The organism is Pseudomonas sp. FW300-N2A2, assembly GCF_017351735.1.
Taxonomy (GTDB): Bacteria; Pseudomonadota; Gammaproteobacteria; order Pseudomonadales; family Pseudomonadaceae; genus Aquipseudomonas; species Aquipseudomonas migulae.
The window spans coordinates 14,798-34,813 of sequence record NZ_JACNDU010000004.1 but is presented as its reverse complement, the minus strand read 5'-3'; the positions used below and the strand labels follow the sequence as shown (position 1 = coordinate 34,813).

The window sequence follows — 20,016 nt, the reverse complement described above, 5'->3', positions numbered from 1 at the left end:
CATGCAAGCGTATCAGCGCGATTTCATTCGTTTTGCCATCGATCGCGGCGTTTTGCGCTTCGGTGAGTTCACCCTGAAGTCCGGGCGTACCAGTCCATACTTCTTCAATGCCGGCCTGTTCAACTCGGGTTCGGCCCTGGCGCAGCTGGGTCGTTTCTACGCGGCGGCCATCGTCGAGAGCGGCATTCCCTTCGACGTACTGTTTGGCCCTGCCTACAAAGGCATCCCTTTGGCGGCGACCACAGCAGTGGCCCTGGCTGAACATCACGACCGTGATTTGCCATGGTGCTTCAACCGCAAAGAGGCCAAGGCCCATGGCGAAGGCGGCAGCCTGGTCGGCGCGCCGTTGACCGGCGATGTGCTGATCATCGACGACGTGATCACCGCTGGCACCGCGATCCGCGAAGTGATGCAGATCATCGCTTCCCAGGACGGCGCCAAGGCGGCAGGCGTGCTCATCGCCCTGAACCGTCAAGAGCGTGGCAATGGCGAGCTGTCGGCGATCCAGGAAGTGGAGCGTGATTTCGGCATTCCGGTGATCAGCATTGTTTCGCTGAATCAGGTGCTGGAATTCCTCGCCGACGATCCGCAGCTCAAGCAGCACCTGCCAGCCGTAGAAGCTTACCGCGCCCAATTCGGCGTCTGACCCTGTAGGAGCCGGCTTGCTGGCGATCAATGCAACGCGGTGTGCCAGGCACGCCGCCATCGCTGGCAAGCCAGCTCCTACAGGGATCTCATCGATTTTGTAGGAGCCGGCTTGCCGGCGATGGCGGCGCCGCGATTTATCAGGCGCACGTCCGCACAAAAAAAGACCCCGCTCAGCCAGGCTGAGCGGGGTCTTTTTGTATGCGCTATCGCTTAGTGACGCTTGCGATTGCTGATCAAAGTACCCACGCCGGTATCGGTGAAGATTTCCAGCAAGATCGCGTTCGGCACGCGACCATCAATGATCAGCGAGCTGCCCACGCCACCCTGAACCGCTTCCAGCGCGCAACGGATCTTCGGCAGCATGCCGCCGTAGATCGTGCCGTCGGCAATCAGGTCGTCGACCTGCTGAGTGCTCAGGCCGGTCAGGACCTGGCCCGACTTGTCCATCAACCCGGCGATGTTGGTCAGCAGCATCAACTTCTCGGCTTTCAGCGCTTCGGCCACCTTGCCGGCCACGAGGTCGGCGTTGATGTTGTACGACTCGCCGTTGGCACCGACGCCGATTGGCGCGATCACCGGGATGAAGTCGCCTTTGACCAGCAGGTTCAGCAGATCGGTATTGATGCCGACCACTTCACCGACGTGGCCGATGTCGATGATTTCCGGTTGGGTCATCTCCGGCGTCTGGCGGGTGACGGTCAGCTTCTTCGCACGAATCAGCTCGGCGTCTTTGCCGGTCAGGCCGATGGCGCTGCCGCCATGACGGTTGATCAGGTTGACGATGTCTTTGTTGACCTGGCCACCCAGGACCATTTCCACCACGTCCATGGTTGCCGCGTCGGTGACGCGCATGCCATCGACAAAGTGGCTCTCGATCGACAGTCGCTTGAGCAGATCGCCGATTTGCGGGCCGCCGCCGTGAACCACCACCGGGTTAATCCCGACGGCTTTCATCAGCACGATGTCGCGGGCGAAGCCGGTTTTCAGCTCCTCGCTTTCCATCGCGTTGCCGCCGTATTTGATCACCAGCGTCTTGCCGACATAGCGGCGGATGTAAGGCAGCGCTTCGGACAGGACCTTGGCGGTGTTGGCGGCGGCTTCGCGTTCGAGGGTCATTCAGGGCTCCGGGTGAATCAGAACGGTAGTTGGAGATCAGGTGCAACACGCTTCAACTGGACTTTGAAAACGTCCTTGATGCGTTGCAATTCAGCCTCGTCATCGGCCTCGAAGCGCAGCACCAGCACCGGTGTGGTGTTGGAGGCGCGCACCAGGCCCCAGCCTTTGGCATAGTCGACTCGCACGCCGTCGATGGTGGTCAGGTCGGCGCCTTCGCCCCACTTCGCGTCGTGCAATGCATCAATGATGCTGAATTTGCTCTCTTCGGTCACATGGATATTGATTTCCGGCGTAGAAATATCATTCGGGAAGGTCGCAAACAGCTCTTCCGCGGTGGATTTTTCCTTGCTGAGGATTTCCAGCAGCCGTGCGGCGCTGTAAATGCCATCGTCGAAACCGAACCAGCGTTCCTTGAAGAAAATGTGCCCACTCATTTCGCCGGCCAACAGGGCGCCGGTTTGTTTCATTTTCTTTTTGATCAACGAATGACCGGTCTTCCACATTAGCGGGCGACCGCCGTATTCCTTGATCAGCGGCGTCAGGCGGCGGGTGCATTTGACGTCGAAGATGATTTCCGCGTCCGGATTGCGCGCCACCACGTCGCGGGCGAACAGCATCAGCAGGCGGTCCGGGTAGACGATGCTGCCGGTGTTGGTCACTACGCCAACGCGGTCGCCGTCGCCGTCGAAGGCCAGGCCGATGTCGGCGTTGGTTTCCTTGACCTTGGCGATCAGGTCGACAAGGTTTTCAGGCTTGCCCGGATCCGGGTGGTGGTTCGGGAAGTTGCCGTCGACTTCGCAGAACAGCGGGATGACTTCGCAGTTCAGCGCTTCGATCAATTGCGGAGCGATCACGCCGGCCGCGCCGTTGCCACAGTCGACCACGACTTTGAGGCGGCGGGACAGTTTGATGTCCTGGACGATTTCGGTGTTGTAGCGATCGAGGATCTCGACCTTGGTGATGCTGCCCTTGCCGCTGCTCAGGTTGTTGGTCTTGAGGCGGTCGTGCAGGGCCTGGATCTGTTCGTTGGCCAAGGTGTCACCAGCGATGACGATCTTGAAGCCGTTGTAGTTCGACGGGTTGTGGCTGCCGGTCAGCATCACGCCCGATTTGCCGGCCAATACGTTGGCGGCGTAGTACAGCGCCGGGGTTGGCACCAGGCCGACGTCGCTGACGTGGCAACCGGCCTCGGCCAGGCCTTTGATCAGCTGCTCGACCAGTTCCGGGCCAGACAGGCGACCGTCGCGGCCAACGGAGACGTTCGGTTCGTCCTGGGCCAGGCTTTGGGCGCCAATGGCGCGACCGAGCCAGTAAGCGGTTTCAGCGTTCAAGAATTCCGGGACGGTGCCGCGAATGTCGTACGCGCGGAAAATGCTGTCGGGGAACTTGGGTGCGACTTGGGCTGGGTTGCTCATCTGTGGGAATGCTCCATCTCGAAAGTGGCTGGACCTGCGCGCGAAGAACGCTTCGGCGGGCTCGAACTGAAGGGTATGACGGCGTTTTTCGCAGAGAGTTCGTGGTGCGAAAAGGCCATGCCACCAACGCCAACCAGGATTTGGCCAGCCAATGCCTTGTTTTCCAGTGTTAAACCTTCCAGATGACGGCTATGCAATTTTCATTCTGAAAATGCAGAGCACCCTTCAGGCCGGGCAGGGCGCCCAGCCTGAAAACCAGAAATCAATGCTTGCCGGAATGCCCGAAACCGCCCGCACCGCGCTCGGTTTCAACGAACTCTTCGACCATCTCGAAGTGCGCTTGAACCACCGGCACCAGAACCAGCTGGGCCAAACGCTCGCCAACCACCATGTTGAAATCGGTCTGGCCGCGGTTCCAGCACGAAACCATCAACGGACCCTGGTAATCGGAGTCAATCAGGCCGACCAGGTTGCCCAGCACGATGCCGTGCTTATGGCCCAGGCCGGAGCGCGGCAGAATCAGCGCCGCCAGGCCAGGATCGCCAATGTAGACGGACAGGCCGGTCGGGATCAGCACGGTTTCACCCGGTTTGATCACGATGTCTTTTTCCAGCATGGCGCGCAGGTCGAGGCCGGCGGAGCCTGGGGTGGCGTATTGCGGCAGCGGGAATTCAGTACCGATGCGTGGGTCGAGGATCTTGGCTTGCAAAGCGTGCATGTAAATTAAACCTGGTTCAGACGTTCGGCGATAAAAGTGATCAGCTGGCGAGCAATCTTGCTCTTGCTGGTCTGGGCGAAAAGTGTGGCGTGGAGCTCACGGTCGATCACGCTGCAGGCGTTTTCTTCGCTGTTGAAGCCAATGCTCGGGTTGGCGACGTCGTTGGCGACGATCAAATCGAGGTTCTTGTCTTTCAACTTGCGCGCAGCGTAATCGAGCAGGTGTTCGGTTTCAGCGGCGAAACCGACACTGAATGGGCGGTCGGGGCGCGTGGCGATGGTGGCCAGAATGTCTGGGTTGCGGACCATTTGTAGTAGCAAGCCGTCGCCGTTCGTAGGGTCTTTCTTGAGTTTCTGTGGGGCGACGACTTCGGGGCGGTAGTCCGCGACTGCTGCCGAGGCGATGAACAGGTCGCAAGGGATCGCGGCTTCGCAAGCGGCGAGCATGTCGCGGGCGCTGACCACGTCGATGCGGGTAACGCGATCCGGCGTCGGCAGGTGCACCGGGCCGGTGATCAGGGTCACGCGGGCGCCTGCTTCAACGGCGGCTTCGGCCAGGGCAAAGCCCATTTTCCCAGAGCTGTGGTTGGTGATGTAGCGCACCGGGTCGATGTTTTCCTGGGTCGGGCCGGCGGTGATCAGTACGTGTTTACCGGTCAGCGCCTGACGCTGGAAGCAGTCCGCCGCGCATTGGGCGAGTTCGACGGCTTCGAGCATGCGGCCCAGACCAACGTCACCACAGGCCTGGCTGCCCGAGGCCGGGCCGAAGGCCTTGATGCTGCGGCTTTCGAGGGTTTGCAGGTTGGCCTGGGTCGCCGGGTCGCGCCACATGGCCTGGTTCATCGCCGGGGCGACGGCGACCACGGCGTCGGTGGCCAGCACCAGCGTGGTCAGCAGGTCGTCGGCGATGCCTTGGGCCAGACGGGCGATCAGGTCCGCGGTCGCCGGAGCGATCAGCACCATGTCGGCCCACTTGGCGAGTTCGATGTGGCCCATCGCCGCTTCGGCCGCCGGGTCCAGCAGGTCCAGGTGGACCGGGTGCCCGGACAGGGCCTGCATGGTCAGCGGAGTGATGAACTCGGCACCGCCACGGGTCATGACCACGCGCACTTCGGCGCCCTGATCGATCAGGCGGCGAACCAGATCGGCGCTCTTGTAGGCAGCAATACCGCCGCCGACGCCCAGAACGATGCGTTTCCGATACAGCCGCTGCATAGGTCTGCCTTTCATTTCGTTGATGACTGCGTAGCGATACCCCCTCCCCAGGAGTGAAATCGCCCACAAAAAAGATGGGCTACGATATCACAGCGACCGCTACGGAACAGCGGCGCCCACAGACAGGGAGGTGCTATGAGTATTCGCGATTGGCCGGTGGCCGAGCGGCCGCGGGAGAGGTTACTGGAGTTGGGTTCGGCGAGCCTTTCGGACGCTGAGCTGTTGGCGATTTTTTTACGGACTGGCGTGTCGGGTAAAAGCGCAGTGGATCTGGCGCGACATTTGTTGAGTCAATTTGGCAGCCTGCGCGCCTTGCTGGAGGCCGATCTAAAGGCATTCAGCGGACAGTTGGGGCTCGGGCCGGCAAAGTTTGCGCAGTTGCAGGCAGTGTTGGAAATGGCCCGTCGGCATCTGGCTGAGCGCTTGCGCCACAGCTCCGTGTTGGAGAATCCGCTGATGGTGCGTGATTACCTCAAGTCGATGCTGCGACATGAGCCTCATGAAGTATTTGGTTGTCTGTTCCTCGATTCGAAACATCGAGTACTGGCGTTTGAATCACTGTTTCGCGGCTCTATCGACTGCACCAGCGTTTATCCGCGTCAAGTGGTCAAGCGTGCTTTGGCTCACAACGCCGCAGCTTTGATCCTTTGCCACAACCATCCCTCAGGCAATCCCGACCCTAGTCATGCCGACCGAAAGCTGACCAAGCGCCTGCAAGAGGCGCTGGACTTGATCGATGTACGGATACTTGACCATTTCATCATCGGCGACGGTGATCCGCTGTCGATGGCCGAGTATGGGTGGATGTGATGCAGGGCAAAGCGCGAACCCTGTAGGAGCCAGCTTGCTGGCGATGAGGCCAGTAAATTCAGCTTGGGTGTTGAATGTGCTGACGCCATCGCCAGCAAGCTGGCTCCTACAAGGTTTTGCGTGTGGCTGTTATTTGAGGTTGACCTTGGAGTAGTCCTGGCGGCCGAAGGGGCTGACCGAGTACCCGTCTACTTCCTTGCGCATCAGCGCGAAGGCCGTCGGGTGGGCCAGCGGTAGCCACAGCGCCTGCTGCTGGATCTGCGCCTGAGCCTGTTCATAGAGCTTGGTGCGTACACCTTGCTCGGAGGTGGTCTTGCCGGCACTGATCAGCTTGTCCAGGTCCTGGTTGCAGTAACGGGCGAAGTTGGTGCCGGACTTGACCGCCGCGCAGGAGAACTGCGGCGTCAGGAAGTTATCCGGGTCGCCGTTGTCGCCAGCCCAGCCCATGAACAGCAGGTCGTGTTCGCCGGCCTTGGCGCGGCGGATCACTTCGCCCCATTCGATCACGCGTATCTCGGCCTGAATGCCGATTTCCGCCAGGTCCGACTGGAGCAGTTGCGCGCCGAGGCTTGGATTGGGGTTCAGCAGGCTTCCGGACGGGCGGGTCCAGATCGTCGTCTGGAAACCGTCTTTCAGGCCGGCCTTGGCCATCAATGCCTTGGCTTTTTCAACGTCATGCGCGTAGCCCGGCAAGCCTTTGGCGTAGCTCCAGGTATTTGGCGGATACGGGCCGTTGGCGGCTTCGGCGGTGTCTTCGAACACGGCTTTGACGTAGTTGGCCTTGTCGAACGCGAGGTTGATCGCCTGGCGCACTTCAGGCTTGTCCAGTGGCGGATGCTGGCTGTTGATGGCAACGAACGCGGTCATGAACGCATCAGTCTTTTCGACTTTCAGTGTCGGCTCTTTCAGCGCGGCTTGTACGTCCAGCGGTTTCGGCGAGAGGGCGATCTGGCACTCGTTACGACGCAGTTTCTGCAATCGCACGTTGGCGTCCGGGGTGATGGCGAAGATCAAGGGGTCCACCGAAGGCTTGCCACGGAAGTAATCCGGGTTGGCTTTGTAGCGGATCGTGGCGTCCTTCTGAAAACGCGTGAACACGAACGGGCCGCTGCCGATCGGTTGGCTGTTGAGCTTCTCCGGGGTGCCGGCTTTCAGCAACTGGTCGGCGTATTCGGCGGAGTAGATCGAGGCGAAGCCCATGCTCAGGGTCGGCAGGAACGTCGATTCCGGATGATCGAGGGTGAAGCGCACGGTCAGCGGGTCCAGCGCGTCGATTTTCTTGATCAGTGCCGGCAATTGCATCGACTGCGCGTGCGGGAAGCCGCTCTGCGCCACTTTGTGCCAAGGGTTGGCCGGGTCGAGCATGCGCTCGAAGCTGAATTTCACGTCTTCGGCGGTCAGTTCGCGGGTCGGGCTGAAATATTCGGTGCGGTGGAATTTCACCTGCGGGTGCAACTTGAACACGTAGGTCAGGCCATCCGGGCTGACTTCCCAGCTGTCCGCGAGGCCTGCGACCACTTTGCCGCTGGCGGTATCGAAGTCCACCAAACGGTTCATCAGCACGTCGGCCGAGGCGTTGGTGGTGGTCAGCGAGTTGTATTGCACCACGTCGAACCCTTCCGGGCTGGCCTCGGTGCAGACACTCAGGGCGGCGGCGTGGGCCAGCGGGCTCAGTAGAAGCGGGGCGAGCAACAGCGGTAGGGCAGCGAGGCGCATGGTCGGATTCCTTTACAGATCGAAGGCCCATCTGCAAGTGCAGTCTGGAAAAGGCTTACCCTAGAGGGCTCTTTTGTAAATGACTATCCCCTTTTTCATTTTAAGGGGACTATGTGCGATCGTTTTCGGTGAGTGCCGGCCGAGAAAACCCCTGGATTGGCCGGTTGGCCGATTTTCTGCGACGAGCGGTCTTTATCGACGATAGCCTTTACCCAAGGCGCTCGCAGCCTGAAAAATGGGGTTTTTATCAAGTCTGTGCGCACGGAATGTTGTTGCACCTCAGTCTTTCTGGTATAAAGCAGCGCTCTTTTCTAGGGGCCCGGTTCCTTCACTGTAGGTGTAGCCGGTAAGACCTCTAAAGAAACGCGGCGCCTGGCGCCAAATGACTGAGAGATTAAGCGGCCAACCCATGCCGGGTTGGGCATGTGGTTTTAGAGGGCTGAGGCATGTCGAGAGTATGTCAAGTTACCGGTAAGGGTCCGGTGACTGGGAATAACATTTCCCACGCAAACAACAAAACCCGTCGTCGTTTCCTGCCGAACCTGCAGCATCACCGCTTCTGGGTTGAAGAAGAGAAACGTTTCGTGCGTCTGCGCGTATCTGCCAAAGGCATGCGTATCATCGACAAGCGTGGCATCACTGTCGTGCTGGCCGAAATCCGCGCCGCTGGCAAGATCTAAGGGAGCTAATCATGCGTGAATTGATTCGTTTGATTTCGAGCGCCGGTACTGGTCACTTCTACACTACCGACAAGAACAAGCGCACTACTCCGGACAAAATCGAGATCAAGAAATTTGATCCGGTTGTTCGCAAGCACGTGATCTACAAAGAAGGCAAAATCAAGTAATTGATTTTTCCCTCTTACGAAAAAGGCCCGTATCGCGAGATACGGGCCTTTTTTGTTGCCTGAGGTTTGTGTTGTCTGCCAGGGCGCCTTCGCGGGCAAGTCGAATCGTCGCACCGCTCGCTCCTACAGTGGATTGCGTCCGCCCTGTAGGAGCGAGGCTTGCCCGCGAAGGGGCCGGCCCGAACAACGCAAATCTTCAGGCCTTCTGTTCAAACGCCACATAAATCTTGCGGCATGGCTCCAGCACTTCCCAGGTGCCACGAAAGCCCGCCGGGATCACGAAGCGATCACCCACGCGCAGTGTCTTGGCATTGCCGTCGAGGTCACGCAGCACTGAAACACCCTGAACGATTTCGCAGTATTCGTGCTCGGTGAAGTTCACCGTCCACTGACCGACGGCGCCTTCCCACACACCGGCATTCAACTGGCCGCAAGGGCTGTTGTAGTGGTTGTAAACCACTTGCTCGGGGTCGCCCTTCAAGATTTTCGCCGGGTCCGGCCTGTAGCGCTCGGGCTCGGTAGTGGCTTGGCTAAAATCGACGATATTCTGGATGCTCATTATTGTTATCCCCCGTGATTGCGGCGCGAGTGGCTGGAAAGATGGTCGGAAAGCCCAAAGTCTATGTTTATTAAAATGAACACCGCAAGGCCGTTTACCGACCTTATGTCAAATATATTGAAACAACCCCGGCCACTGGTTTAGGGTGACGGTTGCCTTCGGCCGAATTGCAGGCTGGCTGGGCAGAATTCCTGGGGACGTCCGCGAAGAACGCGGGGCGCTCGTATTCAATAAGAGGAGGACACTCGAATGACCACCCTGACTCGTGCCGATTGGGAACAACGGGCTCGCGATCTGAAGATCGAAGGCCGTGCCTACATCAATGGCGAATACACTGATGCCGTCTCCAGCGAGACCTTCGAGTGCATCAGCCCGGTCGATGGCCGTCTGCTGGGCAAGATTGCCAGCTGTGACGCCGCCGACGCCCAGCGCGCTGTTGAAAACGCTCGCGCCACGTTCAATTCCGGCGCCTGGTCGCGTTTGGCCCCGACCAAACGCAAAGCCACCATGATCCGTTTCGCCGGCCTGCTGAAACAGCACGCCGAAGAGCTGGCCCTGCTTGAAACCCTCGATATGGGCAAGCCAATCAGCGATTCGCTGTACATCGACGTTCCCGGTGCGGCGCAAGCCCTGAGCTGGAGCGGTGAGGCTATCGACAAGATCTACGACGAGGTCGCCGCAACCCCGCACGATCAGTTGGGTCTTGTCACTCGCGAGCCGGTCGGCGTTGTCGGCGCCATCGTGCCGTGGAACTTCCCGCTGATGATGGCCTGCTGGAAACTCGGCCCGGCGCTGTCCACCGGTAACTCGGTGATCCTCAAGCCATCCGAAAAATCACCGCTGACCGCCATCCGCATTGCTGCGCTGGCCGTTGAAGCCGGCATCCCGAAAGGCGTGCTGAACGTGCTGCCGGGCTACGGTCACACGGTCGGCAAGGCCTTGGCCCTGCACAACGATGTCGACACGCTGGTGTTCACCGGTTCGACCAAGATCGCCAAGCAACTGCTGATCTACTCGGGCGAATCGAACATGAAGCGCGTCTGGCTCGAAGCTGGCGGCAAGAGCCCGAACATCGTATTCGCCGATGCCCCGAACCTGCAGGAAGCTGCCGAAGCGGCTGCGGGCGCCATCGCCTTCAACCAGGGCGAAGTTTGCACCGCCGGTTCGCGTCTGCTGGTCGAGCGTTCGATCAAGGACCAATTCCTGCCGCTGGTAATCGAGGCCTTGAAAGCCTGGAAGCCGGGCAACCCGCTGGACCCGGCGACCAACGTCGGCGCGCTGGTGGACACCCAGCAGATGAACACCGTGCTGTCCTACATCGAATCCGGCCACACCGACGGCGCCAAACTGGTTGCTGGCGGCAAGCGCACGCTGCAGGAAACCGGCGGCACCTACGTTGAGCCGACGATTTTCGACGGCGTCAGCAACGCGATGAAAATCGCCCAGGAAGAAATCTTTGGCCCGGTGCTGTCGGTCATCGCTTTCGATACCGCCGAAGAAGCCGTCGCGATTGCCAACGACACGCCTTACGGCCTGGCCGCTGCGGTGTGGACCAAGGACATCTCGAAGGCTCACCTGACCGCCCGGGCCTTGCGTGCCGGTAGCGTGTGGGTCAACCAGTACGACGGCGGCGACATGACCGCACCGTTTGGTGGCTTCAAGCAGTCGGGCAACGGCCGTGACAAATCGCTGCACGCGTTCGACAAGTACACCGAGCTGAAGGCGACCTGGATCAAGTTGTAAGCCAGTAGGGGAGCCTGTCTAAAACAGGTTCCCCCTCAGGACGCGAATCCCCTGTGGGAGCGAGCCTGCTCGCGATTGCGGTGTAACAGTCGACGAAAATGTTGAATGTTGCTCCGTCATCGCGAGCAGGCTCGCTCCCACAGTGTTTTGTGTTGCACAAAAAATATCCACAGGAGCGTGGAACATGCGTTGGGCGACTTATTTCGCCGTGTTGGCGTCTGTCTTGAGTGTCGGCCTGGCCCTGGGTGTCAGCATGCCGCTGGTTTCGTTTCGCCTGGAGGGCTGGGGTTACGGTTCGTTCGCCATCGGCGTGATGGCCGCGATGCCGGCGATTGGCGTATTGCTGGGGGCGAAGATCTCCAGCCATCTGGCGGCGCGGCTCGGCACGGCCAATCTGATGCGCTTGTGCCTGTGGGCCGGGGCGGTCTCCATCGGTTTGCTGGCACTGTTGCCGAGTTATCCAGTGTGGCTGGTGCTGCGGCTGATGATCGGGGTGATCCTGACCCTCGTCTTCATCCTGGGTGAAAGCTGGATCAACCAGTTGGTGGTCGAGCAATGGCGCGGCCGGTTGGTGGCGCTGTATGGCAGTAGCTATGCGCTGAGTCAGCTGGCCGGGCCTTTGTTGTTGGGTGTTCTGGGTACCGAACACGATTATGGATTCTGGGTCGGGGTCGGTTTGCTGACGGCGGCGCCGTTCCTGTTGCTCGGCCGCAGCGGTGCGCCGACCAGCGAAGCCTGCAGCGTGACCTTCAGCGACTTGTGGGGCTTTTGCCGAGGCCTGCCGGCGATTGCCTGGGGCGTGGCGCTGTTCGCGGCGTTCGAGGCGATGATCCTGACCTTGCTGCCGGTCTATTGCCTGCGTCAGGGCTTTACCACGGAAATCGCGTTGGCGATGGTCAGCACTGTGGTGGTGGGCGATGCCTTGCTGCAATTGCCGATTGGCGCACTGGCGGATCGCTTGTCGCGACGCACGTTGTTCACCGGTTGCGCTGTGGTGCTGATGCTCTCGAGCCTGGCGATTCCATTGCTGATCGACACGTTGCTGATCTGGCCATTGTGGGTGTTGTTCGGCGCCAGTGCCGGGGGCTTGTTCACCTTGTCGCTGATCCTGATTGGCGAGCGTTATCGCGACGATGCGCTGGTACGGGCCAATGCGCATATTGCGCAGTTGTGGGGCATTGGTTGCCTGGTCGGACCATTGGCGGCTGGCGCTGGTAGTCAGTGGATCAGCGGTCATGCGTTGCCGCTGTTGATGGCGGCGGGTGCGTTTGGGCTGGTGATTTTGCTGTCGCGCCAAGGTGCGTTCGGCACGGTTGCCGAGCCTGCCTGACCCCAAATTGTAGGAGCGAGCCTGCTCGCGATGGTGTGTCAGCCACATAGGTTTGACTGACACACCATCGCGAGCAGGCTCGCTCCTACAGGGGTGTTTATTGTGGGTTAGAGCATCTTCTCCAGTCCCACGGCGGTGCTCATCCACCCATTGAAATGGCGCCACCAGCTTCCCGGTTCATCGGTCAATGTGTGCATTTTTCCGTCGTCTTCGGTCACCCAGACAATCCGATTGTTTTCCAGTTTCACCTCATAACTCAGAGGCGGCGCCATACCTTCCAGCGCCGCCTTGCGCACATAGACAGCGAGTTCGGGGCTGTCTACCAGCACCCCGACCTCGGTGTTCCACAGCAGCGAGCGCGGGTCGAAGTTGAACGAGCCGATGAAGGATTTCTGCTGGTCGAAGATCATCGCTTTGCTGTGCAGACTCGAATCGGAACCCCGGTATGGCTTGCTGTAGAAAATATGCGGTCCGCTGCCGCCGCCTTCGCCGGGCTGGCGACGCAATTCGTACAACTTCACGCCATGTTCCAGCAGCGCCCGGCGATAGGGCGCGTAACCGCCATGCACCGCCGGTACGTCGGTGGCTTCCAGCGAGTTGGTCAGTAGGCTGACAGAGACCCCGGCATCGGCGCGGCCGGTCAGGTAAACCAGCCCTGGCTGACCCGGTACGAAGTAAGCCGAGATCATGATCAGCTCTTTGCTGACCCCGTTCAGCTCAGGCGCCAACTGCGTGGTCAGCAGCAATTGAGGATCGGGCTCGCCGTCTGACAAAACCTTGCTCGGTGCGTCCCACAACGCCTGGTTCCAGGCCCAGATCAGCTCCCGGCGCCAAGTGTCCATGCGCGGGTTTGTGGTGTAAGTCATCAGCCGCTGATACAACGCGTGATTCTGTTTGCGCGTCTCTTCCAGTGATTCTTCCAGGCGCGTGCGGGTGTTTTGCAGGTCCTTTTGCGTCGGTCGGCTCGACAGGAATTCATCGATCGGCTTGCTCAGCGCACTGTTCCAATACTGGTCGAAGCTGTGGCCCAACTGCTCGGCGACCGGGCCGACGCCGAGCATGTCGATGTCGGTGAAATTCAGGTTGGGCTCGGCATCGAAATACTCGTCCCCCAGGTTACGGCCGCCAACGATGGCGGCGCTGTTGTCCGCCAGCCACAGCTTGTTGTGCATGCGCCGGTGTTGCAGCGACAGATTGAACAGCCGCCCCATGGTCCGCGTCACGCCGGTGCTACGGCCCAGGTGCAGCGGGTTGAACAGGCGGATCTGGATCTGCGGGTGCGCCGCCAGCGTGGCGATGATCCAGTCGAGGCCATCGCTGGTGGTGTCGTCGAGCAGGATTCTCACGCGTACGCCACGGTCGGCAGCCTTGAGCAGTTCGTCCACCAGCATCCGTGTGCTGATGCCGTCATGGACGATGTAGTACTGCAAGTCGAGGCTGCTTTGGGCGTTGCGGATCAGCTCGGCACGGGCCATGAACGCTTCGCCGCTATTGGACAGCAGACGAAAGCCGGACTTGCCCTCATGGGGCGCGGCCTGGGCCTGGATTGATCGACCGAATGCCGAGTCGCTGGCGGGCAGCGCCTGGCTCGGTTCGCGTTGAACATCGAGACTGGCGCAACCGCCCAGGAGCGAGGCGAGTAGCAGAAGAGCGAGTAGGGGCTGTCTGACTCTCACGTGGGATCGGTCCGATTGGCGGCAGGTGTCGACATATGGACGCTGGATCTCAGCTAAAGGTCAGTCAGTGAAGTTCTCATTTTCCGCCAGCAGTTTGATTGCCGCCGCGCCGACCTTGCGCACCGCGTCTTCGATCTGTGGTGTTGGCTTGGCAGCGTAGTTCATCCGCAGGCAATTGCGGTATTTGCCCGAGGGCGAAAAGATGCTGCCGACGGCAATCTGTACGCCTTGGTCATGCAGGGCGCGGTTCAGTTTCAGGGTGTCGAAGCCATCGGGCAGTTCGACCCAGAGCATGAAACTGCCTTGCGGCCGACTGGCGCGGGTGCCGGCGGGAAAATAGCGGCTGACCCAATCGATCATGATGTCGCGATTGCGCTGGTATTGTGTGCGCACCCGCCGCAAATGAGGCTCGAAGTGACCGGCCTTGAGGAATTCGGCGATGGCAATCTGCGGCTGCGGCGCTGTGCTGCCGGTGCTGATGTATTTCATGTGCAGCACCCGCTCCAGATAGCGGCCCGGTGCAACCCAGCCGATGCGCAGGCCGGGTGCCAGCGTTTTGGAGAAGGAACTGCAGAGCAGGACGCGGCCGTCTTCGTCGAAGGATTTGATCGTGCGCGGTCGCGGGTAGTTGTAGGCCAGTTCGCCATACACATCGTCTTCGATAATCGCCACGTCGAAACGCTGTGCAAGCGTCAACAACGCGCGTTTGCGCGATTCCGGCATGATGTAGCCCAACGGGTTGTTGCAGTTGGGGGTCAACTGTATGGCCTTGATCGGCCATTGCTCCAGAGCCAGTTCCAGTGCATCGAGGCTGATCCCGGTCAGCGGGTCGGTGGGGATTTCCAGGGCTTTCATGTTCAAGCCCTTGAGCGTCTGCATGGCGCCATGAAAGCTTGGCGAATCCACCGCGACGATGTCGCCCGGCTCACAGATGGAGCGAATGCTGGTGGACAGCGCTTCGTGGCAGCCGGTGGTGATCACCAGGTCGTTGGCCGTCAGTTGGCAGCCGGAGTCGAGCATCAGGCGGGCGATTTGCTCACGCAGTTCGAGGGTGCCGTGGATGTTGTCGTAATACAGGCCGGGCATGTCCTGTCGCCGACTGATGCGCGCGAGGTTGCGCAGCAACGGTTTCATGGTTGGCGTGGTGATGTCCGGCATGCCGCGACCCAGTTGCACCACGTCTTTGCGTGGCACCGCACGGATCAGTTCCAGCACCTGGTCCCACTGCGAGATATCCACAGGACGTTGCGCCGGACGGCCAATCGCCGGCAGTTCCGGCAGGTCGCGGCTGGCCGGGACGAAGTAGCCGGACTTGGGTTTCGGCATCGCCAGGCCGCTGTCTTCCAGCACTCGATAGGCCTGCTGCACCGTGCTCAGGCTGACCCCGTGTTCGACGCTCAATGCCCGCACCGACGGCAGCCGGTCGCCGGGGCGATAGAAGCCCTGTTCGATCCGCGTGCCGAGCAATTCGGCGAGGTTGACGTAAAGGGTCATGGCGCAGTCTCGGTGTGAGTGATTCGGTTGACCAGTACAGATCAGGCAAAAAATTGTAATTCAGAGGCTAAAACGCCAAATCTGTATGGAATTAATACAGGCTGGTTGAATCTGTAATGCTTTTCGCCGTCCGCGCATCATGAAAGCTCTGGCTACCCAAGTAAACAGGAGCAATCAAAATGAACGGCTTGAGCGATGTGCGGCTGACGTTACGCAGTCAGGAACTGGCGGCAGGGCAAATCAACGGTACGCGCGAGGCGTTGATGCGCAACGCACCGTCGGGCCTGAGTCGCTGGGGTCTGTTCTGGCATCGTCTGCACACGCGCAAGGCGTTGCTGGAACTGACGCCGGAGCAATTGCGGGATGTCGGGTTGAGCCGGGAGCAGGCGCGGGATGAGGGGCTTAAGCCGTTTTGGCGGGTTTGAAATGTGTGGCGTTCTCCCGGACGCCTTCGCGGGCAAGCCTCGCTCCTACAGGATGTGCGTTCAACTGTAGGAGCGAGGCTTGCCCGCGAAGGCGTCTTCACTGACGCCACAAATCCCTCAGACCAACTCTTTAAGCCGATGCCACAACATCCCCAACGCCAACAACGGCGAACGCAAATGCTTCCCGCCGGGGAAGGTAATGTGCGGCACCTTGGCAAACAGATCGAACCCGCCACCCTGCTGACCACTGATCGCTTCGGCCAGCAACTTGCCCGCCAGATGCGTGGCATTCACGCCGTGACCTGAATAAGCCTGGGCGTAATACACATTCGGCTGGTCCTTGAGCCGGCCAATCTGCGGCAATCGGTTTGCGCCGATGCCGATCATCCCGCCCCACTGATAATCAATCCTCGCACCAGCCAGTTGCGGGAACACCTCAAGCATCTTCGGCCGCATGTACGCGGCGATGTCCTTCGGGTCGCGACCTGAATAATGGCAGGCGCCACCGAACAGCAAGCGACGATCCGCCGAGAGCCGGTAGTAATCCAGCGCCACCCTTTGATCACACACCGCCATGTTCTGCGGCAGCAGTTCATGTGCCTGTTCTTCGCTCAAGGGTTCGGTGGCGATGATGTAGCTGCCGGCGGGCAACACCTTGCCGCTGAGTTCGGGGTTGAGTTGGTTGAGGTAGGCGTTGCAGCCCAGCACCAGGGTTTTTGCGCGAACCGATCCTTGAGCCGTATGGACCTTCACCTCCGGGCCGTAATCAATGCGGGTCACTGCCGATTGCTCAAACAGTCTGGCGCCCAGTTGTTGCGCGGCGGCGGCTTCGCCCAATGCCAGATTCAGTGGGTGCAAATGGCCCGAACCCATGTCGATCAGGCCGCCGACGTAGCGATTGGAACCCACCACGCTGTGCATCTCATGCGCTTGCAGCAATCGGGTTTCGTAGCGGTACCCAAGGCTGCGCAGTTCTTCGGCGTCTTCGGCGAATCCTTCGAGGTCGCGGGGTTTGTTGGCGAGATCGCAGTAACCCCAGGTCAGGTCGCAAGGGATCTGAAAACGCTCGACGCGTTGTCGGACGATTTCCACGGCTTCCAGGCCCATGAGTTTCATCTGACGCACGCCGTCCGTGCCGATCACGTTGGCGAACTGATCGAGCCCATGACCGACGCCACGAATCAGTTGCCCACCATTACGGCCGCTGGCGCCCCAGCCAATCTTGTGCGCTTCGAGCAGCACCACGCTGAGGCCGCGCTCCGCCAGCTCAAGCGCGGTGTTCAGCCCGGAAAACCCGCCGCCGACCACGCACACATCGGCTACCAGCTCACCTTTCAACGCCGGATGATCGGGCTGCGGCAGGCTGCTGGCGGCGTAATAAGAGGCGGTGTGCTGAGCACGGGCATTCATGCGCATCATCCTGATTTTTGTGTTTAGAAAATTTGACGGAGCATAAGCCGGACCTTCCGGCGCGGGCAACACTGGTCGGTTGTGGCTGTCTGGATCGGCGCGTTTGCGTCAGAATCGCGCTTCAGTCCGCTTTGGGTCACCGTTTCGATGAGCTGCAACAGTCAGAAAATCCGCACGTTACGACAGCAGATCCCCTCGTTCGAGTGCGTGCCCGGCTGCCATGACTGCTGCGGACCGGTGACCACCTCGCCGGAAGAAATGTCCCGCCTGCCGCGCAAGACCCGCGCCGAGCAGGATGCGGCGATGGATGAGCTCAACTGCGTGCACTTGGGGCCCAACGGCTGCACGGTGTATGACGAGCGGCCGTTGATTTGCCGGTTGTTCGGCACCACCAAGACCTTGCCGTGCCCGAATGGGCGGGGGCCGGTGGAGCTGATTCATCCGCGGGTGGAGAAGCAGATTCATGAGTACATGGCTTCCACCCGGCAGGTGCTCGTCTAAGTCGAGACCGAGTCGCCTGTAATCGCCAGCAGGCTAGCTCCCACATTGGAATGCATTTCAACTGTGGGAGCTAGCCTGCTAGCGATGGGGTCTGAACAGGCACCACAAAGTCTCAATCCGGAATCGGCAGACTCAAACTCTCCTTCACCTCTTCCATCACGATATAACTCTTGGATTCGCGCACATGCGGCAGCTTGAGCAGGATGTCGCCCAGCAGCTTGCGATAAGACGCCATCTCCGAGATCCGCGCCTTCACCAGGTAGTCGAAATCCCCTGACACCAAATGGCATTCCAGCACGTGGGGCAGTTTCAGCACCGCGCGTCGGAACTCTTCGAAAGTATCGCCGGATTTGTAGTCGAGGCTGATCTCGACGAACACCAGCAGACTACCCTTGAGGTGCTGCGGGTTCAGCCGGGCGTTGTAGCCCATGATGATCCCTTCGCGCTCCAGGCGCCGGACCCGCTCGGTGCAGGGCGTGGTCGAGAGCCCGACCTTTTCCCCAAGCTCCGTGAAGGAGATACGCCCGTCCGCTTGCAGGATCCGCAGGATGTTGCGGTCGATCTTGTCCAGCTCACGTTTGGTCTGAGTGTTGGTACGCATAGGGGATGCGCCTCCGTGAAAAGCGTTTTTGCCGAGAATTGTCGCCAAATATAGGTGCTTATATAGTGAAATGCACTGGCTAATCTTTTTTAAACTGCCCACATCTACGGTCTGTTCTACAAACGTCAGCGGCACGCCGCGATGAGGGATATGAAAATGCGCGTTATGGTCTTGGGTAGCGGCGTCATCGGTACCACCAGTGCTTATTATCTGGCGCGTGCCGGGTTCGAAGTGGTGGTGGTGGACCGTCAGCCGGCTGCGGCCATGGAGACCAGTTTCGCCAACGCCGGGCAGGTTTCGCCGGGTTATGCCTCGCCGTGGGCCGCGCCGGGTGTGCCGCTCAAGGCCATCAAGTGGCTGTTGCAGCGCCACGCACCGCTGGCGATCAAGGCCACTGCCGACATCGACCAATACCTGTGGATGGCGCAGATGCTGCGCAACTGTACCGCCAGCCGTTATGCGGTGAACAAGGAGCGCATGGTCCGTCTGTCCGAGTACAGCCGTGACTGCCTCGACGAACTGCGCGCCGAAACCGGCATTGCCTACGAAGGCCGCAGCCTCGGTACTACTCAATTGTTCCGCACCCAGGCTCAACTCGACGGCGCCGCGAAAGACATCGCCGTACTGAAAGAGTCCGGCGTGCCGTTCGAACTGCTCGACCGTGCCGGCATTGCTCGCGTTGAGCCGGCGCTGGCCAGCGTGACCGATATCCTCGCCGGTGCCCTGCGCCTGCCGAACGACCAGACCGGCGATTGCCAGATGTTCACCAGTCGCCTGGCCGAAATGGCTGTGAAACTGGGTGTGGAATTTCGCTTCGGCCAAGACATTCAGAAGCTCGACTACGCCGGTGATCGCATCAACGGTGTGTGGATCGACGGCAAGCTGGAAACCGCTGACCGCTACGTATTGGCACTCGGCAGCTACTCGCCGCAGTTGCTCAAGCCGCTGGGCATCAAGGCACCGGTTTACCCGCTCAAGGGTTACTCCCTGACCGTGCCGATCACCAACCCGGCGATGGCCCCGACGTCGACCATTCTCGACGAGACCTACAAGGTCGCGATCACCCGTTTCGACAACCGCATCCGCGTCGGCGGCATGGCTGAAATCGCCGGTTTTGACCTGTCGCTGAACCCGCGTCGGCGCGAAACCCTGGAGATGATCGTCAACGACCTTTATCCTCAGGGCGGCGATCTGGCCCAGGCAAGTTTCTGGACCGGTCTGCGTCCGACCACGCCGGATGGCACGCCGATTGTGGGTGCAACGCCGTTCAGCAACCTGTTCCTGAACACCGGTCACGGCACCCTCGGCTGGACCATGGCGTGCGGCTCCGGTCGCTTGCTGGCCGACCTGATGGCGAAGAAAACGCCGCAGATCAGTGCAGAAGGCCTCGATATTTCCCGTTATGGCAGCAAAGTCCAGGAGCCCGCAAAACATGGCAATCCAGCGCCAGCTCACCAATGAGCGCATGAGTCAGATCGTCGCTCACAACGGTACGGTGTATTTGGCAGGGCAGGTCGGCGACGACCTGAACGCCGGGATTGAACAGCAGACTCGCGAAACCCTCGCCAATATCGAGCGTTTGCTGGATATGGCGGGTACCGACAAGCACCATTTGCTGTCGGTGACGATTTACCTGAAAGACATCGACGCGCACTTCGAAGGCATGAACGCGGTGTGGGACAAGTGGCTGCCAAAAGGCGTCGCACCGGCCCGTGCAACGGTTGAGTCGAAGCTGTGCGAACCGGAAATCCTGATCGAGCTGTCGGTTGTAGCCGCTCTGCCGTAAGCCTGTC

At 60.3% G+C, this 20,016-nt stretch carries 19 protein-coding genes and 1 pseudogene; 10 read left to right on the top strand and 10 right to left on the bottom strand.

The genetic code is table 11. From position 1 onward, the window contains the following. The first annotated feature begins 1 nt into the window (after position 1). Positions 2-646 (top strand): orotate phosphoribosyltransferase, encoded by a 645-nt coding sequence (gene pyrE / locus J4E42_RS07845; RefSeq protein ID WP_008038033.1) that lies wholly within the window; start codon positions 2-4, stop codon positions 644-646. A 212-nt stretch (positions 647-858) separates the two neighbouring features. Here pyrE and argB read toward each other — a convergent pair whose 3' ends face one another. The 4 genes and pseudogenes from argB to coaBC form a co-directional block, all read right to left on the bottom strand. Beyond that, positions 859-1,764 (bottom strand): acetylglutamate kinase, encoded by a 906-nt coding sequence (argB, locus tag J4E42_RS07840; RefSeq protein ID WP_008030582.1) that lies wholly within the window; start codon positions 1,762-1,764, stop codon positions 859-861. 17 nt (positions 1,765-1,781) lie between these two features. Next, positions 1,782-3,158, bottom strand: a pseudogene (locus J4E42_RS07835) (phosphomannomutase/phosphoglucomutase); the annotation flags it as partial. 283 nt (positions 3,159-3,441) lie between these two features. Then, entirely contained in the window at positions 3,442-3,897 is a 456-nt protein-coding gene (gene dut / locus J4E42_RS07830; RefSeq protein ID WP_008030580.1) for a dUTP diphosphatase, read from the bottom strand. A 5-nt stretch (positions 3,898-3,902) separates the two neighbouring features. Beyond that, positions 3,903-5,111: a bifunctional phosphopantothenoylcysteine decarboxylase/phosphopantothenate--cysteine ligase CoaBC gene (gene coaBC, locus J4E42_RS07825; protein ID WP_008030577.1), complete on the bottom strand. Its 1,209-nt coding sequence runs from the start codon at positions 5,109-5,111 to the stop codon at positions 3,903-3,905. A 135-nt stretch (positions 5,112-5,246) separates the two neighbouring features. Between coaBC and radC the strand changes: the two genes are divergently transcribed. Next, positions 5,247-5,921 (top strand): DNA repair protein RadC, encoded by a 675-nt coding sequence (radC, locus tag J4E42_RS07820; protein WP_008038019.1) that lies wholly within the window; start codon positions 5,247-5,249, stop codon positions 5,919-5,921. Positions 5,922-6,050: 129 nt separating this feature from the next. Here the strand turns inward: radC and J4E42_RS07815 are convergent, their stop codons facing one another. Continuing rightward, a complete protein-coding gene (locus J4E42_RS07815) occupies positions 6,051-7,637 on the bottom strand; it encodes an ABC transporter substrate-binding protein (protein WP_008038017.1) in 1,587 nt (528 codons plus the stop codon). 446 nt (positions 7,638-8,083) lie between these two features. Here J4E42_RS07815 and rpmB point away from each other — a divergent pair, with 446 nt between their 5' ends. Together rpmB and rpmG are read left to right on the top strand one after the other, a co-directional pair. Then, positions 8,084-8,317 carry a 50S ribosomal protein L28 gene (rpmB, locus tag J4E42_RS07810; RefSeq protein WP_003176907.1) on the top strand — a complete coding sequence of 78 codons (234 nt, stop codon included), beginning with the start codon at positions 8,084-8,086 and terminating at the stop codon, positions 8,315-8,317. 11 nt (positions 8,318-8,328) lie between these two features. Then, on the top strand, positions 8,329-8,484 hold the full coding sequence (gene rpmG, locus J4E42_RS07805) for a 50S ribosomal protein L33 (RefSeq protein ID WP_007894709.1): 156 nt from the start codon (positions 8,329-8,331) through the stop codon (positions 8,482-8,484). A 196-nt stretch (positions 8,485-8,680) separates the two neighbouring features. Here rpmG and J4E42_RS07800 read toward each other — a convergent pair whose 3' ends face one another. Then, positions 8,681-9,043 (bottom strand): cupin domain-containing protein, encoded by a 363-nt coding sequence (locus J4E42_RS07800; RefSeq protein ID WP_008030568.1) that lies wholly within the window; start codon positions 9,041-9,043, stop codon positions 8,681-8,683. A 249-nt stretch (positions 9,044-9,292) separates the two neighbouring features. Here J4E42_RS07800 and J4E42_RS07795 point away from each other — a divergent pair, with 249 nt between their 5' ends. Both J4E42_RS07795 and J4E42_RS07790 read left to right on the top strand, forming a co-directional pair. Beyond that, entirely contained in the window at positions 9,293-10,786 is a 1,494-nt protein-coding gene (locus J4E42_RS07795) for an aldehyde dehydrogenase (RefSeq protein WP_008038003.1), read from the top strand. Positions 10,787-10,970: 184 nt separating this feature from the next. Further along, positions 10,971-12,116: an MFS transporter gene (locus tag J4E42_RS07790; RefSeq protein ID WP_084317777.1), complete on the top strand. Its 1,146-nt coding sequence runs from the start codon at positions 10,971-10,973 to the stop codon at positions 12,114-12,116. 107 nt (positions 12,117-12,223) lie between these two features. Here the strand turns inward: J4E42_RS07790 and J4E42_RS07785 are convergent, their stop codons facing one another. Beyond that, complete coding sequence (locus tag J4E42_RS07785; RefSeq protein WP_192228204.1) at positions 12,224-13,792, bottom strand: phospholipase D family protein; 1,569 nt, start codon at positions 13,790-13,792, stop codon at positions 12,224-12,226. A 60-nt stretch (positions 13,793-13,852) separates the two neighbouring features. Beyond that, on the bottom strand, positions 13,853-15,286 hold the full coding sequence (locus J4E42_RS07780) for a PLP-dependent aminotransferase family protein (protein WP_192228205.1): 1,434 nt from the start codon (positions 15,284-15,286) through the stop codon (positions 13,853-13,855). Positions 15,287-15,465: 179 nt separating this feature from the next. Here J4E42_RS07780 and J4E42_RS07775 point away from each other — a divergent pair, with 179 nt between their 5' ends. After that, positions 15,466-15,711 carry a DUF1127 domain-containing protein gene (locus J4E42_RS07775; RefSeq protein ID WP_207284950.1) on the top strand — a complete coding sequence of 82 codons (246 nt, stop codon included), beginning with the start codon at positions 15,466-15,468 and terminating at the stop codon, positions 15,709-15,711. A gap of 117 nt (positions 15,712-15,828) precedes the next feature. Here J4E42_RS07775 and J4E42_RS07770 read toward each other — a convergent pair whose 3' ends face one another. Beyond that, positions 15,829-17,121, bottom strand: a complete 1,293-nt coding sequence (locus J4E42_RS07770) for an FAD-binding oxidoreductase (RefSeq protein ID WP_207284949.1) — start codon at positions 17,119-17,121, stop codon at positions 15,829-15,831. A 147-nt stretch (positions 17,122-17,268) separates the two neighbouring features. Here J4E42_RS07770 and J4E42_RS07765 point away from each other — a divergent pair, with 147 nt between their 5' ends. Beyond that, the gene (locus J4E42_RS07765; RefSeq protein WP_007947437.1) at positions 17,269-17,622 is read left to right on the top strand and encodes a YkgJ family cysteine cluster protein; all 354 of its coding nucleotides are present in this window, start codon (positions 17,269-17,271) and stop codon (positions 17,620-17,622) included. Positions 17,623-17,734: 112 nt separating this feature from the next. On the opposite strand, the gene J4E42_RS07760 is transcribed toward J4E42_RS07765, so the two are convergent. After that, on the bottom strand, positions 17,735-18,223 hold the full coding sequence (locus J4E42_RS07760) for an Lrp/AsnC ligand binding domain-containing protein (RefSeq protein WP_003177284.1): 489 nt from the start codon (positions 18,221-18,223) through the stop codon (positions 17,735-17,737). Between the two features lie 156 nt (positions 18,224-18,379). Between J4E42_RS07760 and dadA the strand changes: the two genes are divergently transcribed. Further along, positions 18,380-19,684, top strand: coding sequence for a D-amino acid dehydrogenase (dadA, locus tag J4E42_RS07755; protein WP_008030556.1), 1,305 nt, complete (start codon positions 18,380-18,382; stop codon positions 19,682-19,684). Next, complete coding sequence (locus tag J4E42_RS07750; protein WP_207284948.1) at positions 19,656-20,009, top strand: RidA family protein; 354 nt, start codon at positions 19,656-19,658, stop codon at positions 20,007-20,009. The genes dadA and J4E42_RS07750 overlap by 29 nt, the downstream gene beginning before the upstream one ends. Positions 20,010-20,016: the final 7 nt, after the last annotated feature.